This is a genomic window from Phaeobacter sp. LSS9 (assembly GCF_003443595.1).
Lineage (GTDB): Bacteria > Pseudomonadota > Alphaproteobacteria > Rhodobacterales > Rhodobacteraceae > Phaeobacter > Phaeobacter piscinae.
The window spans coordinates 1379934-1405687 of the sequence record NZ_CP031956.1; the positions used below are offsets into that span (position 1 = coordinate 1379934).

At 60.8% G+C, this 25754-nt stretch carries 20 protein-coding genes and 1 riboswitch; of the genes, 3 read left to right on the forward strand and 17 right to left on the reverse strand.

What is annotated here, in order from left to right:
* The first annotated feature begins 3 nt into the window (after positions 1–3).
* Positions 4–1125, forward strand: coding sequence for a glycosyltransferase family 2 protein (locus tag D1820_RS06605; RefSeq protein ID WP_118068289.1), 1122 nt, complete (start codon positions 4–6; stop codon positions 1123–1125).
* Between the two features lie 32 nt (positions 1126–1157).
* On the opposite strand, the gene D1820_RS06610 is transcribed toward D1820_RS06605, so the two are convergent.
* The 16 genes from D1820_RS06610 to D1820_RS06685 all read right to left on the reverse strand — a co-directional run bounded on the left by D1820_RS06610 (position 1158) and on the right by D1820_RS06685 (position 21797).
* A complete protein-coding gene (locus D1820_RS06610) occupies positions 1158–2774 on the reverse strand; it encodes an AMP-binding protein (RefSeq protein ID WP_118068290.1) in 1617 nt (538 codons plus the stop codon).
* A 1-nt stretch (position 2775) separates the two neighbouring features.
* Positions 2776–3936, reverse strand: a complete 1161-nt coding sequence (locus D1820_RS06615) for an acyl-CoA dehydrogenase family protein (protein ID WP_118068291.1) — start codon at positions 3934–3936, stop codon at positions 2776–2778.
* A gap of 105 nt (positions 3937–4041) precedes the next feature.
* Positions 4042–4845 (reverse strand): enoyl-CoA hydratase family protein, encoded by an 804-nt coding sequence (locus D1820_RS06620; RefSeq protein WP_118068292.1) that lies wholly within the window; start codon positions 4843–4845, stop codon positions 4042–4044.
* Positions 4842–5300, reverse strand: coding sequence for a MarR family winged helix-turn-helix transcriptional regulator (locus D1820_RS06625; RefSeq protein WP_040180128.1), 459 nt, complete (start codon positions 5298–5300; stop codon positions 4842–4844). The genes D1820_RS06620 and D1820_RS06625 overlap by 4 nt, the downstream gene beginning before the upstream one ends.
* Positions 5300–6073: an SDR family NAD(P)-dependent oxidoreductase gene (locus D1820_RS06630; protein WP_118068293.1), complete on the reverse strand. Its 774-nt coding sequence runs from the start codon at positions 6071–6073 to the stop codon at positions 5300–5302. The genes D1820_RS06625 and D1820_RS06630 overlap by 1 nt, the downstream gene beginning before the upstream one ends.
* Positions 6070–8364, reverse strand: a complete 2295-nt coding sequence (locus D1820_RS06635; RefSeq protein ID WP_118068294.1) for a bifunctional salicylyl-CoA 5-hydroxylase/oxidoreductase — start codon at positions 8362–8364, stop codon at positions 6070–6072. Before D1820_RS06635 ends, D1820_RS06630 begins: the two co-directional genes overlap by 4 nt.
* 677 nt (positions 8365–9041) lie before the next feature.
* Positions 9042–11282 (reverse strand): phosphoenolpyruvate--protein phosphotransferase, encoded by a 2241-nt coding sequence (ptsP, locus tag D1820_RS06640; RefSeq protein WP_040170305.1) that lies wholly within the window; start codon positions 11280–11282, stop codon positions 9042–9044.
* A gap of 45 nt (positions 11283–11327) precedes the next feature.
* Positions 11328–12566: an aspartate kinase gene (locus D1820_RS06645; RefSeq protein WP_118068295.1), complete on the reverse strand. Its 1239-nt coding sequence runs from the start codon at positions 12564–12566 to the stop codon at positions 11328–11330.
* 157 nt (positions 12567–12723) lie between these two features.
* Entirely contained in the window at positions 12724–14172 is a 1449-nt protein-coding gene (locus D1820_RS06650; protein WP_096871776.1) for a TrkH family potassium uptake protein, read from the reverse strand.
* 64 nt (positions 14173–14236) lie between these two features.
* Positions 14237–14983: a hypothetical protein gene (locus D1820_RS06655; protein ID WP_118070074.1), complete on the reverse strand. Its 747-nt coding sequence runs from the start codon at positions 14981–14983 to the stop codon at positions 14237–14239.
* Positions 14984–15208: 225 nt separating this feature from the next.
* The gene (gene folE2 / locus D1820_RS06660) at positions 15209–16312 is read right to left on the reverse strand and encodes a GTP cyclohydrolase FolE2 (RefSeq protein ID WP_118068296.1); all 1104 of its coding nucleotides are present in this window, start codon (positions 16310–16312) and stop codon (positions 15209–15211) included.
* A 210-nt stretch (positions 16313–16522) separates the two neighbouring features.
* The gene (gene metZ / locus D1820_RS06665; RefSeq protein WP_118068297.1) at positions 16523–17713 is read right to left on the reverse strand and encodes an O-succinylhomoserine sulfhydrylase; all 1191 of its coding nucleotides are present in this window, start codon (positions 17711–17713) and stop codon (positions 16523–16525) included.
* A 60-nt stretch (positions 17714–17773) separates the two neighbouring features.
* Positions 17774–17853: riboswitch (SAM riboswitch) on the reverse strand.
* A 156-nt stretch (positions 17854–18009) separates the two neighbouring features.
* A complete protein-coding gene (locus D1820_RS06670; RefSeq protein ID WP_118068298.1) occupies positions 18010–18624 on the reverse strand; it encodes an inner membrane-spanning protein YciB in 615 nt (204 codons plus the stop codon).
* 123 nt (positions 18625–18747) lie between these two features.
* The gene (locus D1820_RS06675) at positions 18748–19650 is read right to left on the reverse strand and encodes an EamA family transporter (RefSeq protein ID WP_040174132.1); all 903 of its coding nucleotides are present in this window, start codon (positions 19648–19650) and stop codon (positions 18748–18750) included.
* A gap of 95 nt (positions 19651–19745) precedes the next feature.
* A complete protein-coding gene (gene ftsY, locus D1820_RS06680; protein ID WP_118068299.1) occupies positions 19746–21008 on the reverse strand; it encodes a signal recognition particle-docking protein FtsY in 1263 nt (420 codons plus the stop codon).
* 111 nt (positions 21009–21119) lie between these two features.
* Positions 21120–21797, reverse strand: coding sequence for a lysoplasmalogenase (locus D1820_RS06685; RefSeq protein ID WP_118068300.1), 678 nt, complete (start codon positions 21795–21797; stop codon positions 21120–21122).
* 228 nt (positions 21798–22025) lie between these two features.
* On the opposite strand from D1820_RS06685, the gene D1820_RS06690 reads away from it, so the two are divergent.
* The gene (locus D1820_RS06690; RefSeq protein WP_118068301.1) at positions 22026–22439 is read left to right on the forward strand and encodes a hypothetical protein; all 414 of its coding nucleotides are present in this window, start codon (positions 22026–22028) and stop codon (positions 22437–22439) included.
* Between the two features lie 102 nt (positions 22440–22541).
* On the opposite strand, the gene xseA is transcribed toward D1820_RS06690, so the two are convergent.
* Positions 22542–24107, reverse strand: a complete 1566-nt coding sequence (gene xseA, locus D1820_RS06695; RefSeq protein ID WP_118068302.1) for an exodeoxyribonuclease VII large subunit — start codon at positions 24105–24107, stop codon at positions 22542–22544.
* A gap of 144 nt (positions 24108–24251) precedes the next feature.
* Between xseA and purD the strand changes: the two genes are divergently transcribed.
* Positions 24252–25517: a phosphoribosylamine--glycine ligase gene (gene purD / locus D1820_RS06700; protein ID WP_118068303.1), complete on the forward strand. Its 1266-nt coding sequence runs from the start codon at positions 24252–24254 to the stop codon at positions 25515–25517.
* The last annotated feature ends 237 nt before the right edge of the window (positions 25518–25754 follow it).

Here is a 25754-nt window from a genome sequence, read left to right on the forward strand (position 1 = left end):
GCCATGACCGCTGCCCCAACCGCCACCGCAACGCGCCTGATCATCACTTGTATGAAGAACGAAGGTCCCTTCATCCTGGAATGGGTAGCCCACCACCGCGCTATCGGATTCGACCATATGCTGGTTTTCACGAACGACTGCGACGACGGCACGGTTGAACTGCTGGATGGGCTGGCAGAGCGCGGCTATGTCACCCGCATGGACAACCCCTATCAGGAGATGGGGAGCGGCTATAACCCGCAAAAAGGTGCGCTCAAATACGCCGAGAGCCTTGATTTGGTCCGCAACGCAGAGTGGGTTCTTGTCTCCGACGTCGATGAATTCGTCAATATTCACGTCGGGGATGGGGATCTCGACAGTCTCTTTGCCGCCACCAATGATCCTGACATGATCTCCATGCAGTGGCGCCTGTTCGGCAACAGCTTTCGAGACAGCTACAGCGACGTACTTCTGACGCAAGAGCACAGCTACTGCGCGCCAAAATACTGCCCTGCTCCGATCCAGGCCTGGGGCATCAAGACGATGTTCAAGACCGCTGGCGACTATGTTGCTGGCGCCTATGACCGCATCGGTGTCCACCGCCCGCTGAAGCGGCGCATTGCAGGTATGCCAAACTGGGTTGCGGGTACCGGCCGACCGGTGCCCGAGGATATGGCAGATCAAGGCTGGCGCTTTGGTATTCGCGACCATGGCTATGACATGGTCACCCTCAACCACTACGCCGTGCGCAGCACCGAAAGCTTCCTCGTCAAACGGGACCGTGGCCGCGTCAACCATGTGGAACGTGATCAGGGGTTGGCCTATTGGATGCGCATGAACTTCAACATGGAGCAGGATACCTCCATTCAGCGCCGCCTCTCCGCCACGAAAAAAGAGCTAACACGGCTCAAGCGTCTCAAAGGCATCAAATCACTGCATGAGGCCGCCGTCACCGCCCACCGCAGCAAGATCAAAGAGCTGATGGCCCGTGAGGATATGAAGATATTCTACGAAGAGATCACCTCGCCCAAGCTGACGCTTCTGTCACGGCATCTGAACTTTGTCTCCCGTGCACAGTTCAACGACGGCCCCGACGCGATTTCTGCCGACCTGATAGACCGGCTGGAACAGGTGCCAGTGCTCTAACATCAGGACAAGAGACTGGCACCCACCGCCTCTTACGTCGATTTCAACCGAAACCGCTGGATCTTGCCGGTTTCGGTCTTGGGGAGGGCGTCAGTATAGACGATGTCGCGGGGGTACTTATAGGGCGCGATGGTTGCCTTGACATGATCCTGCAGCGCCTTGGTCAGGATCTCCGACGCCTGCGTACCCCCGGTCAGAACCACATGGGCCTGCACGATCTCACCGCGCGCATCATCACTGGCGCCGATCACCGCACATTCCGCCACCAGCTCATGGGACAAGAGCGCCGCCTCGACCTCGGGACCGGCGATATTATACCCGGCGGAGACGATCATATCATCGTTGCGCGCGGCAAAATGCAGATAGCCGTCAGCATCCATCACAAAACTGTCGCCGGTGATGTTCCAGCCATCCTTCACGTATTCGCCCTGCCGCGCATCCGCGAGATAGCGGCAGCCGGTTGGTCCCTTGACCGCCAGGCGACCAACCTCTCCGCGCGGCGCTTCATTGCCATCCTTGTCCAGAACCCGCACTTGATAACCCTGCACAGGCTTACCGGTGCAGGCGGGGCGATGGTCATCAAACCGGTTGGAGATGAAGATATGCAGCATCTCCGTCGCCCCGATCCCATCCAGCATCGGCTTTCCAGTCTGGGCGATCCATTCGTCATAAACCGGCGCTGGCAGGGTTTCCCCGGCGGATACCGCCGCCCTGAGTGATGACAGATCCGCCCCCTCCTCCATCGCGCGCAGCATCACCCGATAGGCGGTCGGCGCGGTAAAGCAGACGGTTGCCTTATACGTCTCGATTATCTCGATCAGATTGGGCGGCGAGGCATTCTCCAGCAAGGTCGCCGCGGCCCCAAACCGCAGCGGGAAAATCGCCAGCCCACCCAGCCCGAACGTAAACGCCAATGGCGGAGACCCGACAAAGATATCCTCAGGCGTGATCTGAAGCACCTCTGCCGCATAGCCATCGGCAATCATCAAGAGATCGCGCTGAAAATGCATCGTCGCCTTCGGTGACCCCGTGGTGCCTGAGGTAAACCCCAGTAGAGCCACATCATCTCGGCCCGTTGCCACCGCCTCGAACCGCACCGGTTTTTCCAGCGCCAGCCGGTCCAGTTCCGCGTCATGGTTGGAGGTGCCGTCGAACCCAACGACGGACGTCAGATACGCCGAGGTTTTGGCGCAGGCCACCAGTTCCTCCATCAGCCGTGTATCACACAGCGCATGGCTAATCTCTGCCTTGTCGATGATCTTCGCCAGCTCACCTGCCCGCAGCATCGGCATGGTGTTCACCACCACAGCCCCCGCCTTGGTCGCCGCCAGCCAGCAGGCCACCATCGCCGGATTATTGGCGGAGCGGATCAGCACCCGGTTGCCGGGCTGCACCCCCAGATCCTCGACCAGCACATGGGCGAGCCGATTGGTCCAATCCGCCAGCTCCTTGTAGGTCCGTCGCCGCCCATTGCCGATCAGGGCGGTATGATCTCCGAACCCTTTCTCCACCATGCCGTCAGTCAGTTCCACCGCCGCATTCAGTCGTTCAGGATAGGCGTATTCGCCGGTCAGGAACTCCGGCCACTGATCCGCCGGCGGCAGGTTATCACGGGTGAATGTATCGATATGTGCGCTTGAACCCAGCATCTCAGCCTCCCTTCTGGAATGTGGAAATCGCTTGACGCGCAATCACCACACGTTGGACGTCAGATGCCCCTTCGTAGATCCGCAACGCTCTGATATCGCGGTAGAGTTCCTCCACCTTCTGACCCTGCCGCACGCCATCTCCGCCATGCAATTGGACGGCTTTGTCGATCACCTTTTGCGCTTGATCGGTGGAGAACAGCTTCGCCATCGCGGCCTCGCGGGTGATGCGCGCAGCACCACTGTCCTTGGCCCAGGCTGCGCGATAGACCAGCAGGGCACTTGCATCCACATCCAGCGCCATATCTGCGATATGTCCCTGCACCATCTGCAGATCCGCCAGCGGCGCCCCCTGAACATGGCGGCTTGTCACGCGTGTCAGCGCCTCATCCAGGGCTCGGCGTGCAAACCCCAGTGCCGCCGCCGCCACGGTGGATCGGAACACATCCAGCACCGACATCGCAATCTTGAAGCCCGCGCCCGCCTCGCCCAGCACTGCGCTGCGCGGGATCCGACAATCACTGAACCGCAACGTCGCAAGGGGGTGTGGCGCCAGCGTCTCCAACCGTTCCACCACTTCAAAGCCCGGCAGCCCCGCAGGCACAACAAAAGCCGAGAGCCCCTTGGCCCCCGGTCCCTCGCCGGTACGGGCAAACAGCGTATAAACATCAGCAATACCGCCGTTGGAGATCCAGGTCTTCTCACCATTCAGAACATAGTGATCCCCATCCTGCACAGCGGTCATGGTGGAATTGGCCACATCGGATCCTGATTGCGGTTCGGTCAGGGCAAAGGCTGAAATCGCCTTGCCGCTGCGTGTGAGCGGCAGCCATTCCGCCTGCTGTGCATCAGTCCCAAACAGTGAAATCGCCCCGGTTCCCAACCCCTGCATGGCAAAGGCAAAATCCGCCAGCCCATCGTGGCGGGCCAATGTCTCTCGGATCAGGCACAATGTGCGCACGTCCAGCGCCTCGCCGGTCATGGCACCGGAATGCTGCGTCCAGCCTGCAGACCCCAAGGCCGACACCAGCGCGCGGCAGGCAGCATCAGTGTCGCTGTGGTCAATATCTGCCAGCGCGTCCTGTGCCCAACTGTCCAGATCCGCCGCCAGTGCGCGGTGGCGGTCCTCAAAAAATGGCCAGCTCAGAAAGGTCTTATCCGCCATATCGCTCCTCCCGGCAGCGGCATCCGCCGCCTGTCATCTTTCTCCAAATACTCCCGCCGGAGGCCGCCGCACCCTCCTCCGGTGCTGCGGCCTGCACGGGCCGGATCAATCCCCTTCAAACAGGGGTTTTTCTTTTTTTACAAAGGCCTGATAGGCGCGCTCGAAATCGGCGGTCTGCATGCAAATCGCCTGCGCTTGTGCCTCGGCCTCAATCGCTTGCTCAATCGACATGGACCATTCCTGCGCCAGCATCGTCTTGGTCATCATGTGACCAAAATTCGGCCCCGCCGCGATCCGCTCACCCCAGTTGCGTGCCTCACCCAGCAAGGCATCTGCCGACACCACCTTGTTGTGAAACCCCCAGGCCTGCCCTTCCTCAGCGCTCATCGACCGCCCGGTATAGAGCAGCTCTGCCGCCCGTCCCTGGCCAATGATGCGCGGCAGGATCGCACAGGCCCCCATGTCGCAGCCCGCAAGCCCTACACGGGTGAACAGAAACGCCGTCTTGGTGTCCGGCGTGGCGATCCGGATGTCCGACGCCATAGCAATGATCGCGCCGGCCCCCACGCAAACACCGTCCAGCGCTGCAATAATCGGCTTGCCGCAATTCACCATGGCCTTGACCAGATCGCCGGTCATCCGGGTAAAGGCCAGCAACTCCTTCATCGACATTCTGGTCAAGGGTCCAATGATATCATGGACATCGCCGCCAGAGCTGAAGTTCCCGCCATTGGGCGCAAAGATCACCGCTTTCACATCGTCGTCATAGTGCAGGTCGCGAAACCAGTCCCGCAGCTCTGCATAGCTGTCAAAGCTCAGAGGGTTCTTTCGCTCGGGGCGGTCCAGCGCCACGGTGGCGATACCGTCCTCAACACTGCACAGAAAATACCTGGTATCCGTCGAAATCATCTGTCGCGTCCTTCATTTTCAAGCCGTCTGGCCACCTGATCCAACGCATCAGAGAGCGTCTGAACCTCGGCTTCGGGCACGCTGTCAAACATCTGGTCAATCCAGGCCTCATGGGCGGCGGCCTGACGGGCAAATTCCGCAATCCCCGCCTCCGTCAGCCTTACCCGGCTGGCGCGGCGATCTCCGGGGACCTTCTCGCGCTGCACATGGCCGTCATCCACCAGCCGTTCGACGATGCCGGTGACATTGCCATTGGACACTTTCAGCACGCCAGACAGCTCGCTCATCTTCAGCCCATCAAGATGCTGGCTCAGGGCAGCCATCACGTCAAACCGCGGCAGCGTGGTGGTAAACTCCTGCCGCAGGTTCTCGCGAATTTCGCTTTCTACGGCGCGGGTTGCCTTGAGCACTTTCAGCCACAGCCGCAGCCGGTCCTTGGAGCGGTCGGTTTGCATCAGATCTCACCTCCGGTGATGGGCAGCGCGCTGCCATTGATGGACGCTGCAGAAGACGAGGCAAGGAACAGCGCCGCATCCGCCACCTCTTCCGGCTGGATAAAGCGGCCTTGCGGGTTGCCTGCACGCAGCGATTTTGCCGCCGCTTCCTCGCTCATCCCGGTGGTGGACACAATGGTCGCAATCGACCGCTCAAGCAGCGGCGTCTCAATGAAACCCGGACAAATCGCATTTACGGTGATGCCACTGCGCGCCAGTTCCTGCGCCAGCGACCGCGTGAGGCCCAGAACCCCATGTTTTGCAGCGCAATACCCCGAAACATAAGGATACCCCTTGAGCCCGGCAGTTGAGGCAACGGCAATCATCCGTCCCCAGCCTGCCGACTTCATATCAGGCAGGGCGGCCTGCCACAGGTTGAACACCCCCGACAGGTTGACAGCAAGGGCTGCCTCGAAATCCGCCAGATCCATCTTGGCAAAGGGTTTCGACGGCGCAGCACCTGCATTGGCAATAGCGACGGTCACCGGTCCATATTGCTGTCGCGCCGTAGCGAGTACCGCATGCACCGCCTCTGCCTCGGTCACATCACAGGCAAGCGGCAGGGCACCTGTTTCAGCGGCCACCTCCTCCAGCGGTTCAATCCGCCGACCAAGCAGTGTGAGCCGCGCGCCCTGCCCCGCAAAGCTGCGCGCCAGTGCAGCGCCCACGCCGGACCCGCCACCGGTAATCACCACATGTCTGCCAGCTAGATCTTTACCCGCCAGATTGCTCATGCCCGGATCACCTCTGCATCGCGGTCTGCCAGACGCCAGGCCTGATCCCGTCCCGCCAGATAGGGCAGCGGCCAGTCCGCATGACGATCGCCAATCCGGCTTGCCTCATGCAGAGTCCAATAGGGATCCGCCAGATGCGGACGCCCAACACAAACCAGATCAGCCCGCCCTGCCATCAGGATGGAGTTGGCGTGATCCGCTTCGTAAATATTGCCCACCGCCATGGTCGCGATCCCGGCATCATTGCGGATCCGATCCGAAAATGGCGTCTGGAACATACGGCCATAGACCGGCTGCGCCTCCGTTGAGGTCTGCCCCGCAGACACGTCAATGATATCCGCACCCGCCGCGGTGAAGGCCCGTGCGATCTCCACCGCCTCCTCTGGCGTCACCCCTTCATCGCCAAGCCAATCGTTGGCGGAAATGCGAACGGACATTGGTTTGTCCGCAGGCCAGACCGCGCGCATGGCGTCAAACACCTCCAGCGGATAGCGCAGCCGGTTCTCCAGCGACCCACCATAGGCATCGGTCCGAATGTTGGATTTTGGAGAAATGAAGGAAGAAATCAGATAGCCATGCGCCGCATGGAGTTCGATCATGTCAAACCCTGCCCGTTCAGCCATCTGCGCTGCGGCAACAAATTCATCCTTGATTGCGTCCATTTCTGCCCGCGTGATCTCCCGCGGGGCCGGGTTGCCATCAGACCACGCAATGGCCGAGGCGGAGACCGTTTCCCAGTTCCCGTCGCGCAGCGGTGCGTCCATGGTCTCCCAGCCCAATTGGGTGGATCCCTTGCGACCCGAATGGCCAATCTGACAGCAGATCTTCGCGTCGGTCTCAGCATGAACAAAATCCGTCAGCCGCGTCCAAGCCGTCTCATGCTCTGGGGCGTATAGGCCGGGACAGCCGGGCGTGATCCGCCCTTCAGCCGAGACACAGGTCATTTCGGTATAGACCAGACCCGCGCCCCCCTTAGCACGTTCACCATAGTGAATGAGATGCCAATCGGTCGGACAGCCATCCTTGGCCTTGTACTGCGCCATTGGCGACACGACGATGCGGTTTTTGAGCTGCATCTCGCGCAGTTTATAAGGCGCAAACATTGGCGGACGGGTCGGCGCATCTGCGGGTGCGCCCGCAGCCTCCTGAAACCACCTCTCCGCCGAGGCGAGCCAGTCTGCATCCCGCAAACGCAGGTTTTCGTGGGAGATCCGCTGCGACCGGGTCAGCAGCGAGTAGTTGAATTGCACCGGATCCATATCCAGATATCGCTCGACCTCTTCAAACCACTCCAATGAATTGCGCGCCGCCGATTGCAGCCGCAACACATCCAGCCGCCGCTCCTCCTGATAGCGCACAAAGGCCTGCTCCAACGTCGGTTCGGTCGTGATGAACTCAGCCAATGCAATCGCACTGTCAAACGCAAGCCGGGTTCCCGAACCGATGGAGAAATGGGCCGTGGCCGAGGCATCGCCCAGCAAAACCACGTTTTCATGGTGCCAAGTCTCACACAGAACCCGCGGGAAGTTGATCCACACCGCAGAGCCGCGCAGGTGATCGGCATTCGAAATCAGGGAATGCCCGTCCAGATGATCGGCAAAGATCTCCTCGCAGGTCCGCAGGATCTCATCCTTGCTCATCGCCTCAAACCCCCAGTTTTCCCAGGTCTGAGCAGAGCATTCGACAATCACCGTTGCAGTCTCGGCATCAAATTGATAGGCATGGATCCACATCCAGCCGTGCTGTGTCTTCTCAAAGATAAAGGTGAAGGCATCGTCGAATTTCTGCTTCGTGCCCAGCCAGATGAATTTACACGGGCGCACATCGACGTTGGGCTTGAATTGGTCCGCAAATTCACTGCGGACGCGGGAATTCAACCCGTCACAGGCCACCACCAGATCATAATCCGCCTGATAGGAGGCTGCGGGCCCGACTTCCGTTTCAAACTGCAGATCAATGCCCAGTTCGCGCGCCCGCTCCTGCAGGATCACCAGCATTGCCTTGCGACCAATCCCGGCAAACCCATGCCCACCTGAGACGGTCCGCGCGCCGCCATGCACCACGGCGATATCATCCCAATAGGCAAATTTATCGCGGATCTGCCCGGCGCTGACAGGATCGTTCGCAGTCAGATTCTCAAGCGCATCATCAGACAGCACAACGCCCCAACCGAACGTGTCATCCGGTTTGTTACGCTCAAAAACCGTGATTTCAGCATCAGGTTGGCGCAACTTGGTTGAGATCGCAAAGTAGAGGCCAGCCGGGCCGCCTCCCAAACAGGCGATTTTCATGATGCCACTCCCCTATTGCTGTCTGAACTGCAAACAGGATAAGCGGATCGCAATAAACTTCAAGCTTAAACTTTTATACTTGAAGCTTTTACCAATATGACTGATTTGCTCCGTTAAGGGAATATTCACCCAAACCTGAAAAACTGCGATCTGCGGCAGGACACCCCGGGTTTTTCGGGGCCTATCGGTACGCGGGCGATAAATCCGCCGACATACCACCGCATATTCTCTCTATATTTCAGCTATCTAGGCACCATAGTTGATGTTGAGAACTTATTAAACCTGCCCCGTCCCCTCGCGAATACGACCTCATTTAAATAAGCGATATCAATAACATAGATGTATTTCCAATACACCGTCACGCCTGTGGATAAGTCCGGGGGTAACCTAAGAGCTCTCAACCCCTGCGCGACCGGATCGCAAACCTCGCGAAACGTGGAATATTATCAGCATCCTGCAAGGCGATGCACAATTTTCAAAATTTTTATTGGATATTTTCAGCCGAAAAATCGCTATCCATCAAACGTAGGTAGCGATGATTTCGACAATTTATCCACAGGCGACCACTTAAGGACGCCCATAGGCTGCAGTCCGCAGGCAGAGGCAGCCGTAAAAAAAACCGCGCGGATCGGGCCGCGCGGTTTTTGGATTCTAACCCTCGCTGTCTTGCAAGGTGTTCAGAGCTCTCGCAGATACTGCATAACCGCTGGGCGCACTGTCTGCTCCCCCCGATGCCGGGCGTCGGCGATGATTTTGCGGATGTCATTCAGATCCACGCGCATCAACAGTGATTTCACCGGGCCGACTGAAGCCGGGCGCATGGATAGCACCCGCAACCCCATCGCGGCAAGGCAGACGGCCTCAATCGGGCGGCCAGCATCTTCGCCACAGAAACTGAGCGGTGTTCCGGATTTCTCACAACGTTCAACGATCTGCGCGATGAAGCTCAGGAAGCTGACATTCAGCGTGTCGTAGCGCTTGCGCACCCGCTCATTCTCGCGGTCGGCGGCAAAAAAGAACTGCTTGAGGTCATTGCCACCAATCGACAGGAATTCAACCTCGTCAAAGAACTTCTGCGGCGCAAAGGCGAGAGAGGGGGTCTCCAGCATCGCCCCGACTTCCAGCTTCTCAGGCAGAGGATGGCCCAGACGGCGCTCCCGCTCCAGTGTTTTGGCAACCTCAGCCTTGGCGTCGCGGAACTCCTCGAATTGGGCCACAAACGGGAACATCAGCGTCAGGGGACGCCCATTGGCGGCCCGCATCAGCGCCTGCAGCTGCATCCGCATCACACCGGGCTTGTCCAGACCCACACGGATTGCCCGCCAGCCAAGCGCCGGATTGGGCTCATCCGTCGGCTTCATATAGGGCAGCACCTTGTCCGAGCCGATATCCAGCGTGCGAAACACCACCCGCTTGCCGCCCGCCGCGTCCAGCACCCGCTGGTACAGCGCCACCAATTCTGAACGTTTGGGCATCTGGTTGCGAACCAGAAACTGCAGTTCGGTGCGGAACAGGCCCACACCCTCGGCGCCGGAATTTTGCAGGGACGGCAGATCGGCCATCAACCCGGCATTCATCAGCAGATGCACGCGGCGGCCATCCCGGGTCAGCGCCTGTTTGTCCCGGATCGAGGCATAGCGTTCCTGCGCTTTGGCCTGCATGGCAATCTTATCACGGAAGGCGCCGACAACGGTATCATCGGGACGCAGATGCACCACGCCCTGCTCGCCATCAACCATGATGTGGTCGCCGTTCAGCGCCTCGGTCGTGATACGTTTGGCATGGACCACCAGCGGGATTGCCAGCGCGCGGGCGATGATCGCCGCGTGGGAGCCGACAGAGCCTTCCTCCAGCACGATACCGCGCAGATTGCGGCCATATTCCAGCAACTCTCCCGGACCGATATTCCGTGCAATAAGAACCGGATCATCGGGCAACTCGGCGCCCGTCTCGCTGCCCTGCCCGGTCAGGATGCGCAGCAGGCGGTTTGACAGATCATCCAGATCGCTGAGGCGCTCGCGCAGATAGGCATCCTGCACCTGGCCCATCCGGGCACGCGCCTGCGATTGTTCTTTTTCCACAGCGGCTTCTGCGCTCAAGCCGCGGCCAATGTCCTCTTCCATCCGGCGCATCCAGCCCTTGGAATTGGCAAACATCCGGTAGGCTTCCAGCACCTGCAACTGTTCTTTGTCGCCGGTCTGGGTGACCTCCAGCATCTTGTCGACACCCACGCGCAGTTCCTCAACCGCCTCATGCAGGCGCTCCAGCTCGCGGTGGGGGTCGTCGGCAATCGGATTGGTCACCACAACGCGCGGCTCGTGCAGCCAGACATGGCCCTCAACAGCGCCTTCCTGTGCGATGGTGCCGCGCAACAGGACCGGCTGCTGGTGCAACGGAGACAAGGCCGCGCCTTCCCCGACAAAAGCCCCCAATTCGGTCATCTCGGCGATGACCATGGCCACCACCTCCAGCGCATAAACCGCGTCAGAGGAAAACTCACGCCCCTCTTTGGACTGCACCACCAGCACGCCCAGCATCTCACCCAGACGCTGGATCGGCACGCCCAGGAAAGAGGCAAAACGCTCCTCTCCGGTTTCCGGCATATAACGGAAGCCCTTGGCATTGGGCGCGTCAGGCGTGTTCACCACTTTGCCATAGCGCGCCACACGGCCCACCAGCCCCTCGCCAATCCGCATGCGCGTCTGGTGCACGGATTCGACGTTCAGTCCCTGCGTCGCGCAAAGTTCAAGCGTCTCGTCATCGCGGAACAGATAGACCGAGCACACCTCGCTGTGCATGCTGTCGGCGATCAACTGAGTGATCTTGTCCAGACGGGCCTGACCGGCGTCATCACCGGCCATCGCCTCGCGCAAGCGCATCAATAAGTTGCGACTTTCGGATTCGGTCGTCTTTACCATGGGGGCCGTTCACACAGATTTCGGTGTCAGGCGGCCAGGTCCAGATCAGGCCGCCTTGTCCAATTCAAACGCATCATGCAGTGCTTGCACCGCAAGTTCCATGTATTTCCGGTCGATCAGCACCGAAATCTTGATTTCGGAGGTGGTGATCACCTTGATGTTGATGCCCTCGTCTGACAGCACCTTGAACATCTTTGCCGCAACCCCAGATTGCGAGCGCATGCCGATGCCAACCACAGAAACCTTGGCGACATCACGGTCTGCCAACAGCTCTGCATAGTTCAGCTCGCCCTTTTCCTTCACCGCCTGCAGCGCCTGCTCGGCGCGCGCGACCTGATCGGTCGGGCAGGAGAAGGTCATATCGGTGCGCCCCTCGTCAGAGATATCCTGCACGATCATATCGACATTCACGCCCGCTTCGCTCAGCGCGGTGAAGATATGGGCCGCGATACCGGGACGGTCGGCAACCGACTGGACGGTCAGCTTGGCTTCGTCACGGGAATAGGCCACACCGGCCACAACATTGGATTCCATGATTTCCTCCTCGTCGCAGACCAGGGTTCCGGCCTCGTCGGATTGTTCCTCGAAACTGGACAACACGCGCAGTTTCACCTTGTAGCGCATCGCCAGCTCAACCGAGCGGGTCTGCAAAACCTTGGCGCCCAGCGACGCCAGCTCCAGCATTTCCTCAAACGCGATCTTATCCAGTTTGCGCGCCTTGTCGCAAATCCGTGGGTCAGTGGTATAAACCCCGTCCACATCGGTGTAGATATCGCAGCGCTCAGCCTCAAACGCCGCCGCAAAGGCCACGGCAGTGGTGTCCGACCCGCCCCGGCCCAGCGTGGTGATGCGGCCCTCGGGGCTGATCCCCTGAAAGCCTGCAACGACAGCCACACGCATGCCTTCACCAAATTTGGCGTTGATGTTTTCCGGCGGGATTTCCTCAATCCGCGCCTGGCTATGGGCGCTGGTGGTCTTCAGCGGCACCTGCCAGCCCTGCCAGCTGCGCGCCGGAATATCCATTTCCTGCAGGGTCAGCGCCATCAGCCCGGCGGTGACATTCTCGCCCGAGGACACAATCGCATCATATTCGCGCGCATCAAACAGCGGCGAGGTCTCATTGACCCAGCCGACCAGTTCATTGGTCTTGCCCGACATCGCAGAGACGATCACGATCACGTCGTAGCCCTTGGCCACTTCGACACCAACGCGTTTGGCGGCGCGGCGGATGCGGTCCAGATTGGCGACAGATGTGCCGCCGAATTTCATCACAAGAACGGGCATTGGGCAAAACTCTCCGTGCGCTTGCGGGTTTCAACTCCCCGCCTCTTATGCGAGCGGCCCCAAGAGGGCAAGCCTGCGGATTGTAGCGATACACATAGAAACGCAGGGGCAACACGCAATATTGATGCGCTGGACGTGCCCGTGACGGTCGATCTGCCTAGTTGCGCCAGAACCGAATGGTCAGAATGGCGTAAACGGCCATCAGTTCCAGCCGACCGATCAGCATCGCCGCACTTAGAATCCACTTCGCCCCGTCGTTCAGCGTCGAGAAATTGCCCGCAGGTCCGATCCGATCGCCAAGGCCGGGGCCGATATTGGCCACAGCCGTTGCAGCACCAGACACCGCAGTTACGAAATCCAACCCAGTCAGAGCCAGCGCCCAGGCCACGATCCCCAGCGTCACGACAAAGAACATGAAAAAGGAAATCACCGAGCTCAGCACCTCGGCGTCCACCGTGCGCCCCTGATAGCGCGGTACAAACACCCCATGTGGCGAATGGATCCGCTGGATCTGCACCCGGATTGAGGCAAACAGCAGCTGATAGCGGAAGATCTTGACCGAACAGGCCGTGGAGCCCGCACAGCCGCCGATCAACCCGATGAAGAAGAACAGCATGACCAGAAAGCTGCCCCACTGCATATAATCGACACTGGCGTAGCCGGTGCCGGAAATGATCGAGGTGATGTTGAACAGCGCTTCGCGCACGGCCTGTTCCGGGTGATGCGGGAAAACGTAGACCAGCACACAGGCGGTCACCACCACCAGCAGGGCAATCGTCGCCAGAAACGCGCGGATCTGACTGTCACGAAACAGTGGTTTGGACTGGCCGTTGATCATCTGCACATAGCGCACGAACGGCAGCGCCGCGAGGATCATGAACACCGATGCCGCATATTCAGGTGCGCCCGTGAAGGTGCCGAAAGACGCATCATAATTTGAAAACCCGCCGGTCGAACAGGTGGTCAACGCATGGACCAGCGCGTCAAACGGCTCCATCCCCAACAGCATATAGACCACCATGCAGGCGATGGTCAGCCCCACGTAGATCAGTGAAATCTGCTTCGCGATCGCCTGCGCGCGGGGCAAGATTTTACCCATGGTGTCAAAGGCTTCTGAGCGGAAGATCTGCATTCCGCCGACCCGCAACTCGGGCAGGAACACCATCGCGACCACAATAATTCCGATGCCGCCCAGCCATTGCAGGATACCGCGCCACAGCAACAATCCGCGCGGCAGATCGTCCAGCCCGGAGATCACGGTGGAGCCAGTGGTCGTGAGGCCCGACATCGCCTCGAAAAACGCGTCGACAAACCGCAGCTCGGTGGCGCCCAGCATCAGCGGGATGGCCCCAAACAGCGGCAGCGCCACCCAAACCAGCGTGGTCAGCAGAAAGGTCTGCTGAATGGTCAGCCCCTCGCGCACCCCATTGGCGCAGGACAGCGCAATCAGCCCGCCGCCAAGGATGGTGATCACCGCGCTTTCGAGGAAAACCGGCCACTCCCCCTGCCCGTCGTATAGATCGACGGCCAGAGGAAACACCATGGTCGCCCCAAGAATGGCCACCAACAGGCCAATGACATATCCAACCGGACGCAGATCCAACATGGGCGCAGCGTTGGCCTGCCCCGCACAGACTGTCAAGAGACTGCGCGCGCCCGGCGGGCTGACCCTATTGTTTTGCCCGTGACTTAGACGCAGGTTTGGCCTTTGCAGCGGCTGGCTTGGCCGTTGCTGGCTTCGCAGCCGCCTGTTTGCCACTATCCTGTTGTCCCGGGGCCGCCCCTGCGGCCTGACCCGCCATCAAGGCCTGCGCGCTGGTGGTTCCGGTCTGCTTTAAACCCATCTGTCGGTTATCGGTCACGACAGGCTTTGCCTCAGATTTGGCCGCCGCCGACTTAAGAGGGGCTGGCATCTGCGCCGGTTTCGACGGCGCACGAGGTGTTTTGCGGCGGGCCGCAGGCGCAGAGGGCGTTGATGCAGCCGACTTCGCAGCGCTACCGCCGCTGGTGGTTCTTTGGCTGGCAAACCCGCTCTGGCCAGGGGTAGCGCCGGTTGAAGTTGCTACTACTTTGGCGTCCTTTGGTGTGGTGACCTGGTCCGGGGCAAGTTTCTCACTCGTTTTCACAGCCGCCGATTGCGCCGGGCGGGCCGGTTTGCGCGTGGCCTTACGGCGGGCAGGCGCAGGCTTTGCAACCGTATCGTTGGCCGATGACAGCACTGCTGTCTTGGTGCCGGTCTTGCCAGTGACGCCATAAGTCGCAGCCATAGCCTCGCGGACGAGGGCCAGCTGCGTTGCAGGCACCGCCCCCATCAGGGTCATGGCGCCACGCCAGAACCGCAACTGGTTACCAACAATCGTGCCAGCCAGCGCAGCAGGGGTTCGGGGAAGGTCTGTGAAATCGAGTAGAGGGATCATCAACATCTCCTGTTTGGCGGGCAGCTTTTGCGGCCTCCTGAGGATAGGGGCCGCAACACGCCCCCCTTCAGGTTGCAAGCTTAGCCGATTATTGCCGCAGTGCAGCAAAAAAATGCCGCGACGCAGATGAACAATGATTACCAAAAAAAGAAACCGCCGCCCGAATGGGCAGGCGGTTCTGTTTGAGAGGTCAGGTCCGAGGCGGAATGCACGCCTCAGGCGCCCTCAGCCCTGATGAATGAGGGTCGCAAACATCTTGGGATCAATGCTGCGGGCCGCAAATGTCTGCCCCTGTGTCAGAACGCTGATCGCGTCGTGGCTGTGCAGGCTTTCCTGGTGGCTGGCCACAACTCGGAAATCACCAATCCGGGGGTCGGACTGCAGCGCTTCACAGAACAACCGCGCGGCATCTTCCACAAAGATCGGGTTCGCCGCGTTCAGCTCGGCAAAGGCCTGTTCATCTTCACGCTTCACCATCACCTGCGTTTCGGTCGGCACCGCGCGGCGGCAATGATCAATCACATCTTCAAACCACAGCACCGGGGCGCCGGGTTCCTGCACCAGCGATATCCGCGCAACCGAGCGCTGCGAATGCGGTGTCGCCAGCTGTCCCCGTGAACTACGCGCGTGCTCACTCAACTCAAGCGAGCAGGGACAGGTCGAGGAATAGACATAATCAAGGTGGATAATCTTGGTCCGCTCACCGTCGTGATCGACGATTTCCAGAGCGATATCATAGTACTGATAGCCAGACAGACCTGACCGAAGGCTTTCGACCTTCACCGGGAAGGAGAACCGCATCTGGAGGCGCGCATCCAGGCTCTCCAGATCTGTCAGATAATCGTCCAGCGCTGCCTCCATGACCTCAAAGCTGAAGGTGCGCTCAGCATGTTTGTAGAATGACCGCATGATCCGGGACATGTTGATGCCCTTCTTGTCGGCGTCCAGGCTGACGGTGCCGGTGACGCTGGTTTCCAGCGTCAGGTCCCCATTGTCGCGGGTGTGAAAGCGAATCGGCAGGCGAAAGTTGGAAATCCCCACATGCTGGATCTGCTCATGCGCCCCACGGATCAGGCTGGAGGGACCGTTCTGCAGATCCGGCAGGGTTGCACGATAGCTGCTGTCAGCAACAAACCCCTCAGGGTAGTGCCGCGACAGATCGGGATAGTTACCGGCGGGTGCATCCGGGAGAAGCCGTGCAACCACCGGGTTCAATTGGGCAATTTCGGTCTCGGTGGCCGCGCTGGCCCATTGACGCAACAGATCGAGCGCTTCTTCTGCGTCCGCTCGATCAGGCGCCTTGGTCAGATTACGCGAGTGAGAGTTCATGACACAGAGACCTCCGCTGATGCTGCCCGATCATCAGGCAGCAGGATTGGTTTTAGTCTGTTACGCGGCAGATCGCAAAACAGATCATTCAAAAGCGTCGTGTTGTGCGTATTTCCGGCGATTGCCCCCAGATCACCCAGGATCTGTTCTCAGCTGAGGCAGGCAACCCAATATGTCCCCTGCCCCAACTGCATCTTGGTGGCGCGCCGTTCAGCCCTCAGCCGCTGCCAGTGCTTGCGTCAGATCCGCAATCAAATCGCCTGCATCTTCCAGCCCGACGGAGAACCGCACCAATCCCGGGGTGATCCCCAGTTCGTCCTTCAGCGCCTCTGACAACCGTTGATGGGTGGTGGTGGCCGGATGGGTTGCAATGGACTTCGCATCCCCCAGATTGTTGGAAATCACCGGGATGGTGAGCGCGTTCAGGAAGCGGAAGGCGGCCTCCTTGCCACCCTTCAGATCCAGCGACAGCACGGTGCCGCCCTTGCCACCCAGCTGCCGCTGGACCAGCGCGTGTTGGGCGTGATCTTCCAGCCCCGGATACATCAACCGCAACAGCGCCGGATGACCGCTCAGCGCCTGCGCCAGTTCCAGCGCACTGTCCGCCTGCGCATTCACCCGTAGCGAAATTGTCTCCAGCCCCTTTAGCAGGGTCCAAGCGTTAAACGGGCTGAGGCTGCCGCCGGTGTGTTTCATATAGGGCTCAACCGTGCCGCGGATAAAATCGCGCGTACCCAGAATGACACCGCCCAGAACCCGGCCCTGCCCGTCGATATGCTTGGTGGCGGAATAGATCACCACATCCGCGCCCTGCTCGATGGCGTTTGAGAACACCGGGGTCGAGAACACATTGTCCACCACGACGGTGGCACCGACCGCATGGGCCAGCTCTGCCACCGCTGCAATATCGATCACTTCCAGCGTCGGGTTGGACATAGATTCGAAGAACACCGCCTTGGTGTCAGGCCGCAGCGCCGCGCGCCAAGCGTCAAGATCGGTGCCATCAACAAAAGTCACCTCAACCCCAAAGCGGGTCAGGATACTCTCAAGAATATAGAGACAGGAGCCAAACAGCGCCTTGGCCGAAACCACATGATCGCCTGCCTTCAGCGTCGAAGTAAGCGCGCCGTTGACCGCCGCCATGCCGGACGCGGTGGCAAAGGCGTCTTCAGCCCCTTCCAGCGCGGCAATCCGCTCTTCAAACATGGCCACCGTGGGGTTGCCGTAGCGGGCATAGATGAATTCATCGGGACCGGTCTCAATGAACCGGGCCTCGGCCTGCTCAGCGCTGTCATAGACAAAGCCCTGCGTCAGGTAGATCGCTTCGCTGACCTCATTGTACTGGCTGCGCCGGGTGCCGCCATGCACCAGTTTGGTGCGCTTGTTCCAGGTCTCGCTCATCTTCTGTCTCCTTGCGCGCAATGCGCATTAAAAAACCCCCGTTCGGCCAAGCGAAAGGGGGTCCTTCACATCCTGACCTCTTTAGCGGGATTGTTTTACGTGGCCCGCAATCCGGTTAACAAATCGCCACGATATGTAAGCTTCGGATACGCTGAAACCGTCGTTTGGTCAAGTCCGCAGCGGCACTGCGCCCCCCTTCAGCGCATGGCGTTCCATCACACCCGCGTGACCCAACCTCAAAGACGACTAGAGACCCGCGACACCCCAGCCGCCAATGCAGATGCGAAGGCCCCGGCTCACTCCGTCTCATCCACCTCGGCATCCGGCAGCGCATAAGCCTGAAACACCCGCGCCTGGGTCATGAAGAAGGCAAACATCGCCAGCGACAGACCAAACGTCTTGAAGTAGACCCAAGTCTCTTCACTCATGCTGCGCCAGACCAGCTCATTGGTCACCGCCAGCGCGAAGAAAAAATAACACAGCCGCCGAGTCAGGATCATCCAGCCGGCATCCTGTAGCGGCATCAGACCATCCATTGCCACCTTCAGATAGCTTTGGCCCCGCAGAAGACCGATCGCCAAGGCACCGCCCAGCAGCACATAGAGGATCGTCGGCTTCATCTTGAAAAACCGCTCATCATTGAACCAGACAGACAGCCCGCCAAACAGCACCACGATGACCAGCGTGCCGACCTGCATCTTGGAGATATGCCCGGTGAGCCGCCACAGCGCCAGGCTTGAGAGCACCATCAGAGGGATGAAGCCTGCGGTGGCAATGATGAACCCCCGATACTCCTCCCCGCCAATCACAAACACCTCGTCGCGCAGCCACAGATAGCCTGCGAAAAACGCAACAAGCGGGCCGTATTCCAGCGCCAATTTCAGGGTTGGGTTGATGGGTTTGCCCGCCATGGGATCTCCTGCCTGTTGCGCCCGCGCATGATCTGCGGTCGCGCTCCGTTCTGCGAAATCTGGGTTGCCTGCCTCTGGTCTTCAACCTGTTCGATCATCAAGGGGTGGTGAGGGACCAGCGGATCAGCCGCCCATCTCCACTATCACGGCCCCCAGCGCGATCAAAGCCATCAGCGCAATCCGGCGCGGACCAACTGTTTCCTTTAACACCAGCCAGCCGATCAGGGCCGCGAACACGGTCGAGGTCTCGCGCAGCACCGCCGCCTCGCCCACCTTGTCCAGCCGCGTGGCCAGCATCACCGCACCAAAGGAGCCAAAGGCAATAAGACCACCCAACAGCCCCTTGGCCATCAGGGGACCGGGATCCGGGCGTGGCGTCATCGCCCGCCAACGCATGTAGGCATAAGGCGGCATCGCCAGCCCGTCGATGAAGAAAAACCACGCCAGAAAGGTGAACGGATCCGCCGTCGCGCGGATGCCATAGGCATCATAAGTGGTATAGAGCGCCACAAAGACACCGGTCGCCACAGCCAGTGCCAGCGCACTGCCCAGTGTCTCGCGGTGGCTGGTCAGATTGCGAAAATTGTAGAGCGCAAGGCCAAAGATCCCCGCCAGAAGCACACCAACCCCCAGCCACTGCACCGCCGTAAATCGCTCATCAAACAGAACCGAGGCGCCGAGCACCGTGAACAAGGGCCCGGTCCCCCGCACGACCGGATAAACAACAGTATAGCTGCCCTTACTGTAGGCCAGCCCCTGCAAGATCTTGTAGAGCACATGGATCCCCCAGACGGCCGCAAAAATTGGCCACATATGTGGTTCTGGCCAGGGCACGACGAACAGCGCCAGTGGCATTGCCATCATCCCATAGGAAAAATCAATCGCCCCACGCGACAACCAAGGATCATAGCGCCCTTTCTGAAGCGCGCCGAACACCGCATGCAACAGCGCAGCCAGCAGGGCCAGAGCAAGGGCCATATGATGCCCCGCCTCCGTGCCTTCCAGCGAGATCAGCCAATCGCTCAAATGAAATACCTTTGCACCAAAACAGATGACCGGCGGTTTTCACCCCCGGACCCCCGAGGATATTTTCAGCCAGAAGATGGGCGGGCGGGCGTTGGTCAGGAACGTTCCAGACCGGTGAGAGCGGCGGCGAATTCTTCCGGATCGAAAGGCGCCAGATCGTCGATTTGCTCACCCACACCAATGGCGTGGATCGGCAGGCCGAAGCGATCCGCCAATGCCACCAGAACGCCGCCCTTGGCAGTGCCGTCCAGCTTGGTCATCACCAGACCGGAGACATCTGCGAGCTTCTGGAACGTCTTCACCTGATTGAGGGCGTTCTGACCTGTGGTCGCATCCAGTACCAGCAGCGTATTATGCGGCGCGGTCTCGTCCTTCTTGCGGATCACGCGGACGATTTTGGCCAGCTCTTCCATCAGATCAGCGCGATTCTGCAGGCGTCCGGCGGTATCGATCATCAGAAGGTCCGCGCCATCTTCCTGCGCGCGGGTCATCGCATCAAAGGCAAGGCTGGCCGGATCAGATCCCTCCGGTGCGGTCAGAACCGGCACCCCTGCCCGATCACCCCAGACCTGCAACTGCTCCACTGCTGCCGCGCGGAAGGTGTCGCCTGCGGCAATCACCACCTTCTTGCCCGCAGCCTTGAACTGGCTGGCCAGCTTGCCGATCGTGGTGGTCTTGCCGGAGCCGTTGACCCCCACCACCAGCACCACCTGCGGCCGTTTTGCATAGATCGGCATCGGGCGGGCCACCGGCTCCATGATCCGGGCCACTTCTGCGGCCAGCAGTTCCTTGATCTCGCGGGTGGACAGCCGTTTGCCAAATCGACCCTCAGCCATATTGGCGGTGACACGCAGCGCGGTATCAACGCCCATATCTGCCCCGACCAGAAGGTCCTCCAGCTGCTCCAGCATGTCATCATCCAGCGCCCGGCGCGGCTCATCCGCCTTACCGCGCCCCATCAGACGCCCCAAGAGCCCCGGCGTTGCCGGAGTTGGGTCCGGCGCGGCCGTCGGCTTGATCGATGGTTTCGCCATCGGCTCCGCCGGTTTCGTCACGGGTTCCGCCGGGCGGGGCGATTGTTCGGGCGTCTGGTCCGAGGTCTCAGCAGGCACATCTAAGGGGATCTCAGACGGCGCTTCAGACGGTACCTCCACTGGCGGAGCCTTCGGTACCTCAACAGCCTGTTCAGCTGGGACCTCGACCGGCGGTGTGGACGGCGACACCTCGGGCGTCTTTTCCGGTACGGACTGTTGCGGGGCGGCCTCCTCTGCGCCCTCCTCAACGATGGCATCCAGCCCTTCCTCAAGCTTGTTCGACGACTTGAACAGCCGGTCCTTCAGTTTTGAGAAAAACGCCATGTCGGTCTCCGCAGATTGGGTCGGTGCGAGTTGTTACGCGGACACCTAATGCGGTTTTGCGGCAAGTGCAAAGCACCTCGCCACCTCAACCGATGCAAATCCGGTCCCGACCTAGAGAAACGCCAACGGAAACCCCGCCTGCGCCCCCCAGTAAAGCGGCCAGACCACATAAGGCGTGATCCGCCGCGCCGGGTGATCTTCGCCCAACACAAAGGTCTCAAACGCGAGCACGATATCAGAGGCCATGAAGGCCACCGCCGCCGGCAGCACCAGCACCAGACCCGTCAGCCCAATGCCAAGCGGCAAGGTCAGCGCCGCCAGCCCCATGCCGAGAATGATCGGCACATAGGCCAGCACTGGCCCCTTCAATGCACCGGCCCGCGGCGCCAGCAGCCGTGCCATGGCAAGCCCGGCCACAGCCAGCACCAGCACGCCAACCAGTTGCGGCAGCTGGACCAACCTTGCGAGATCACTGCTCTCCTGACCGAGGAACAGAAAAATATAGACGAGATGGCCAGCCGCAAAGGCGCCCACCCCAGCCATGAACGCGCTTTCCCCGTCGCGCGACAGGCAGAAATCGCCAACCGCGCAGAGGCCAAGCGCCAAGGTCAGCAGCAGCGGCCCTCCCCCCAGCCATGCGGCAACGGCCAGCAAAAGCACCGCCAGCGTTTTGGTCACGCTGCGCAGCGCTGTGGGAGGTCGCGCAGTCAGGCCGAGATACAAAAGCGCCGCAAGCGCCGCCGCCAAAATCAACACATCCCCGACCGGGCTACTTCCAAAATCTGGCATGTCGCTCTCCCCTTCGTTGCAGCTGCGGTCTGCGCCGGTGCTTGCATTGCGTGCCGTGCCTTAAATTGGCCGGTATCTGACTGATGTTGCCCGCCTCTCCACCACCGGTCAAAGGTGACGCCGCGCAAGCCAGTCGCAAAGCCGGGCGTAGAACAGGCCCTGTACTTTCGCCGGACATGGTTCACGGAAACATTGGCCAGAGCCGCAGCCCTCTGGCACAGTTGCCGTATGCGACTGCCCTGTTTGATTCTATTGACGGCGCTCTGTGGCGCTCTGTCCGAGGGCCGCCCCGCCTGGGCGGGCGCGCCGCTCACCGCTGATCAGTTCGACCGCTACACCCAAGGCCGCACTTTGTTCTACGGCTTTGATGGGGTGCCCTACGGGGTTGAACGCTATCTGCCGAACCGCCGGGTGATCTGGTCGTTTCTGGACGGCCAATGCCAGGACGGCGAATGGTACCCCGAAGCGGATCAGATCTGTTTTATCTATGATGATATCGGCACGCCGCAGTGCTGGCAGTTCTCAATCGGCGACGACGGGCTGATTGCGCAGTTCGACGGCGACCCGGAGGCCACCGAGCTGTATGAGGCCGAAGACATCGGCGAGGACATGCTCTGCCTTGGTCCCAAGATCGGTGTCTGACAGACATCGCCGCACGCCCTCCTGATCCACGCGCCGGGCCCTGTGCCCATATCGATGTGGCCTATGTGGGTGCTTTCGCGTGACCTCAGCGACGAGAACGCTTCAGAACAGCGACCCCTGATCATCCGGCGGCGCCTTGTCGCTTTGGCGCTTCCCTGCTTTGGACCCTTCTGGTTTGGGCGCGCTGGGTGTCTTTGCTGGCGATATAGCCCCGTCTCCGGCAGCTGCTTGCGCAGGCGTCACGTCAATCTCTGCATCGGCAAATTCGATCCGCAACCGTGGCTGGATGGCGGCCTGTGCCGCGCGGGTGATGACACCGTCATCGCTGCGCACCACGGCATAGCCACGCTCAAGCGTGGCTTTGTAGCTGAGGATCTCCAGCTGACGGCCCGTTGCCTCCAGCCGTTGCCGTTGCCGGTCCAGCCGCTGTGTCTGCACGGTTTCAAGCCGCTGCGCCAGCTGGCCGATACGATCATGCTGGCGGGTAAGATCCTGCTGGATCGGGCGCAGCGTCAGCCGTGACGAGAGATTGCGCAGCCGATCCTGACGGGCCGTGACCAGCTGACGCAGCGTGCTGGGCCGCAGCGCAGCCGCCGCCTCGCTCAGCCGCAGACGGCGACGCTCCACCCCCCGGATCAGCGCATCGGGCAGCCGTTCAGACACCCGGTCCAGTCGCTGGCGCGGCGTTTCCAATAGAGTATCGGGCTTTGGCAGAGCCCGCGCGAGATCGTTCAGCCTCTGCCGTCGCTGCTGCACCGCCTGCCCGGCAGAGCGCACCAGCCGCGCCCCCTGATTCTCGGTCCAGCCCAGCAGCTCCAACCGCACTGGGACCGCCAGTTCTGCTGCCGCCGTCGGGGTCGGCGCGCGACGATCCGACACAAAATCAATCAGCGTGGTATCCGTCTCATGCCCCACGGCTGAGATCAGCGGGATCTGACTGTTCGCGACAGCCCGGGCGACAATTTCCTCGTTAAAGCCCCACAGGTCCTCGATCGAGCCCCCGCCACGGGCCACAATGATCAGATCCGGTCGTGGCAGCGCGCCCCCCGGTGTCAGCTGGTTGAAGCCTTCAATGGCGCGGGCCACCTCCGGCGCGCAGTTGGCGCCCTGCACCGCAACCGGCCAGACCAGCACCTTGCGCGGGAACCGGTCGCGCAGCCGGTGCAGGATATCGCGGATCACCGCCCCAGAGGGTGAGGTCACCACCCCGATGATCTGTGGCAGATACGGCAGCGGCTTCTTACGCTCCGGCGCAAACAGGCCTTCCGCCTCCAGCTGTTTCTTGCGCTTTTCAAGGAGCGCCATCAGCGCGCCCTGCCCGGCAACCGCGACCTCATCGACGTTCATATTGTATTTCGACTGCCCGCCGAACGCTGTCAGCCGGCCGGTGACAACCACTTCCAGCCCCTCTTCCGGCACCACGGAGAGGCTGGCGATCTGCCCCTTCCACGTGGTGCAAGCCAGCACGGAACGGTCATCCTTGATGTCGTAATAAAGATGCCCGGAGCGCGCCTTGAACACCCGGCCCACCTCGCCCTTCACCCGGATGCGCCCGAAGGTGCCCTCCAGCGTGCGCTTCACCTCACCTGAGATTTCCGAGACGGTGAATTCGGGGGCATTCTGCCCGGGCCGGTCGGATGGGGTTGGATCATCAAACAGGTCTGACATGGCGGGGCTGCTCTCCTGCGGCGCAAAGGCACCTACTGAGTTCTTGTTTTGAAAGTCCGCGCAGCATAGAACCCGCGGCAAGCAAGGCAAGCCCCGGCTGGCGCTGGGGAGTCACAGGGCTCAGGCAGATCGGAGAACGCGTCAATGAACATCCTTATCCTCGGCAGCGGCGGGCGCGAACATGCTTTGGCCTGGGCGGTGATGCAGAACCCCAAATGCGACAAGCTGATCGTGGCACCGGGCAACGCCGGCATTGCGCAGATCGCTGACTGCGCCTCTCTCGACATCGACAATGGCGGCGCGGTGGCAGCTTTCGCTGAGGAAAACGCCATTGATTTCGTGATCATCGGCCCGGAGGCGCCGCTGGCCGCCGGTGTGGCTGACCGCCTCCGCGACGCAGGGCTCTTGGTCTTTGGCCCGTCCGAAGCTGCGGCCAAACTGGAAGCTTCCAAGAGTTTTACCAAGGAAATCTGCGACGCGGCAAACGCCCCCACTGCCGGGTATGGCCATTTCACCGATGCCGAGGCCGCCAAGGCCCATGTGCGCCACCACGGCGCCCCCACGGTGGTCAAAGCTGACGGTCTGGCCGCCGGCAAAGGCGTGATCATCGCAATGACCGAGACCGAGGCCATCGCCGCCATTGACGAAATGTTCGGCGGCGCCTTTGGCGGCGCCGGTGCCGAGGTGGTGATCGAGGAATTCATGGAAGGCGAAGAGGCCTCCCTGTTTGTGCTGGTCGACGGCGAAGACGTGCTGGCCATCGGCTCCGCCCAGGATCACAAACGCGTCGGCGAGGGCGACACCGGCCCCAACACTGGCGGCATGGGCGCCTATTCCCCCGCGCCGGTCTTGTCAGCGGAGATCGAAGCGAAAGCGATGGCAGAGATCGTGAAACCAACCATGCGGGTGATGGCCGAACGCGGCATGCCCTATCAGGGCGTGCTCTATGCGGGCCTGATGATCAAGGATGGGCAACCCCGGCTGGTGGAATACAACGTGCGCTTTGGTGATCCGGAATGTCAGGTGTTGATGATGCGCCTCGGCGCGCAGGCGCTGGACCTGATGCAGGCTGCCGCTGAGGGCCGTCTGGCTGAAACGCAGGTAAACTGGGCCGATGATCATGCGATCACTGTGGTCATGGCGGCGGAAGGCTACCCGGGCGCCTATGAGAAGGGGTCTGAAATCAAAGGCCTGGAAGGCCTGCCCGAAGACAGCAGCAATATGGCGTTCCATGCGGGCACCAAGGCCGAAGATGGTAAAGTGCTGGCGATTGGCGGCCGGGTGCTGAATGTGACGGCGCGCGGCGACACTCTGCAAGAGGCCCGCGACCGCGCCTATGCGATGGTCGATGGCATCGACTGGCCGCAGGGGTTCTTCCGCCGTGATATCGGCTGGCGCGCGCTGAAATAGGACACGCGCAGCAGGCCCTCCCGCCTGTTCACGACCAATCAAAGATAGCCCGACACAGTTGGGCGTGGCCGGGCGCATGGCGCCCGGCAGCACCGCCGCCACTCGGTTCTCTGAATGTCAGAATATCTGGACACCCTTGCAGATCCGACGGAAAACCGCCGCGAACACCTGCCAGCTGCCGTTTTCTGCACGGGCGATAGGCTGGATTGCGGTCTAAGCTGCCACTGCCCGCGCCTG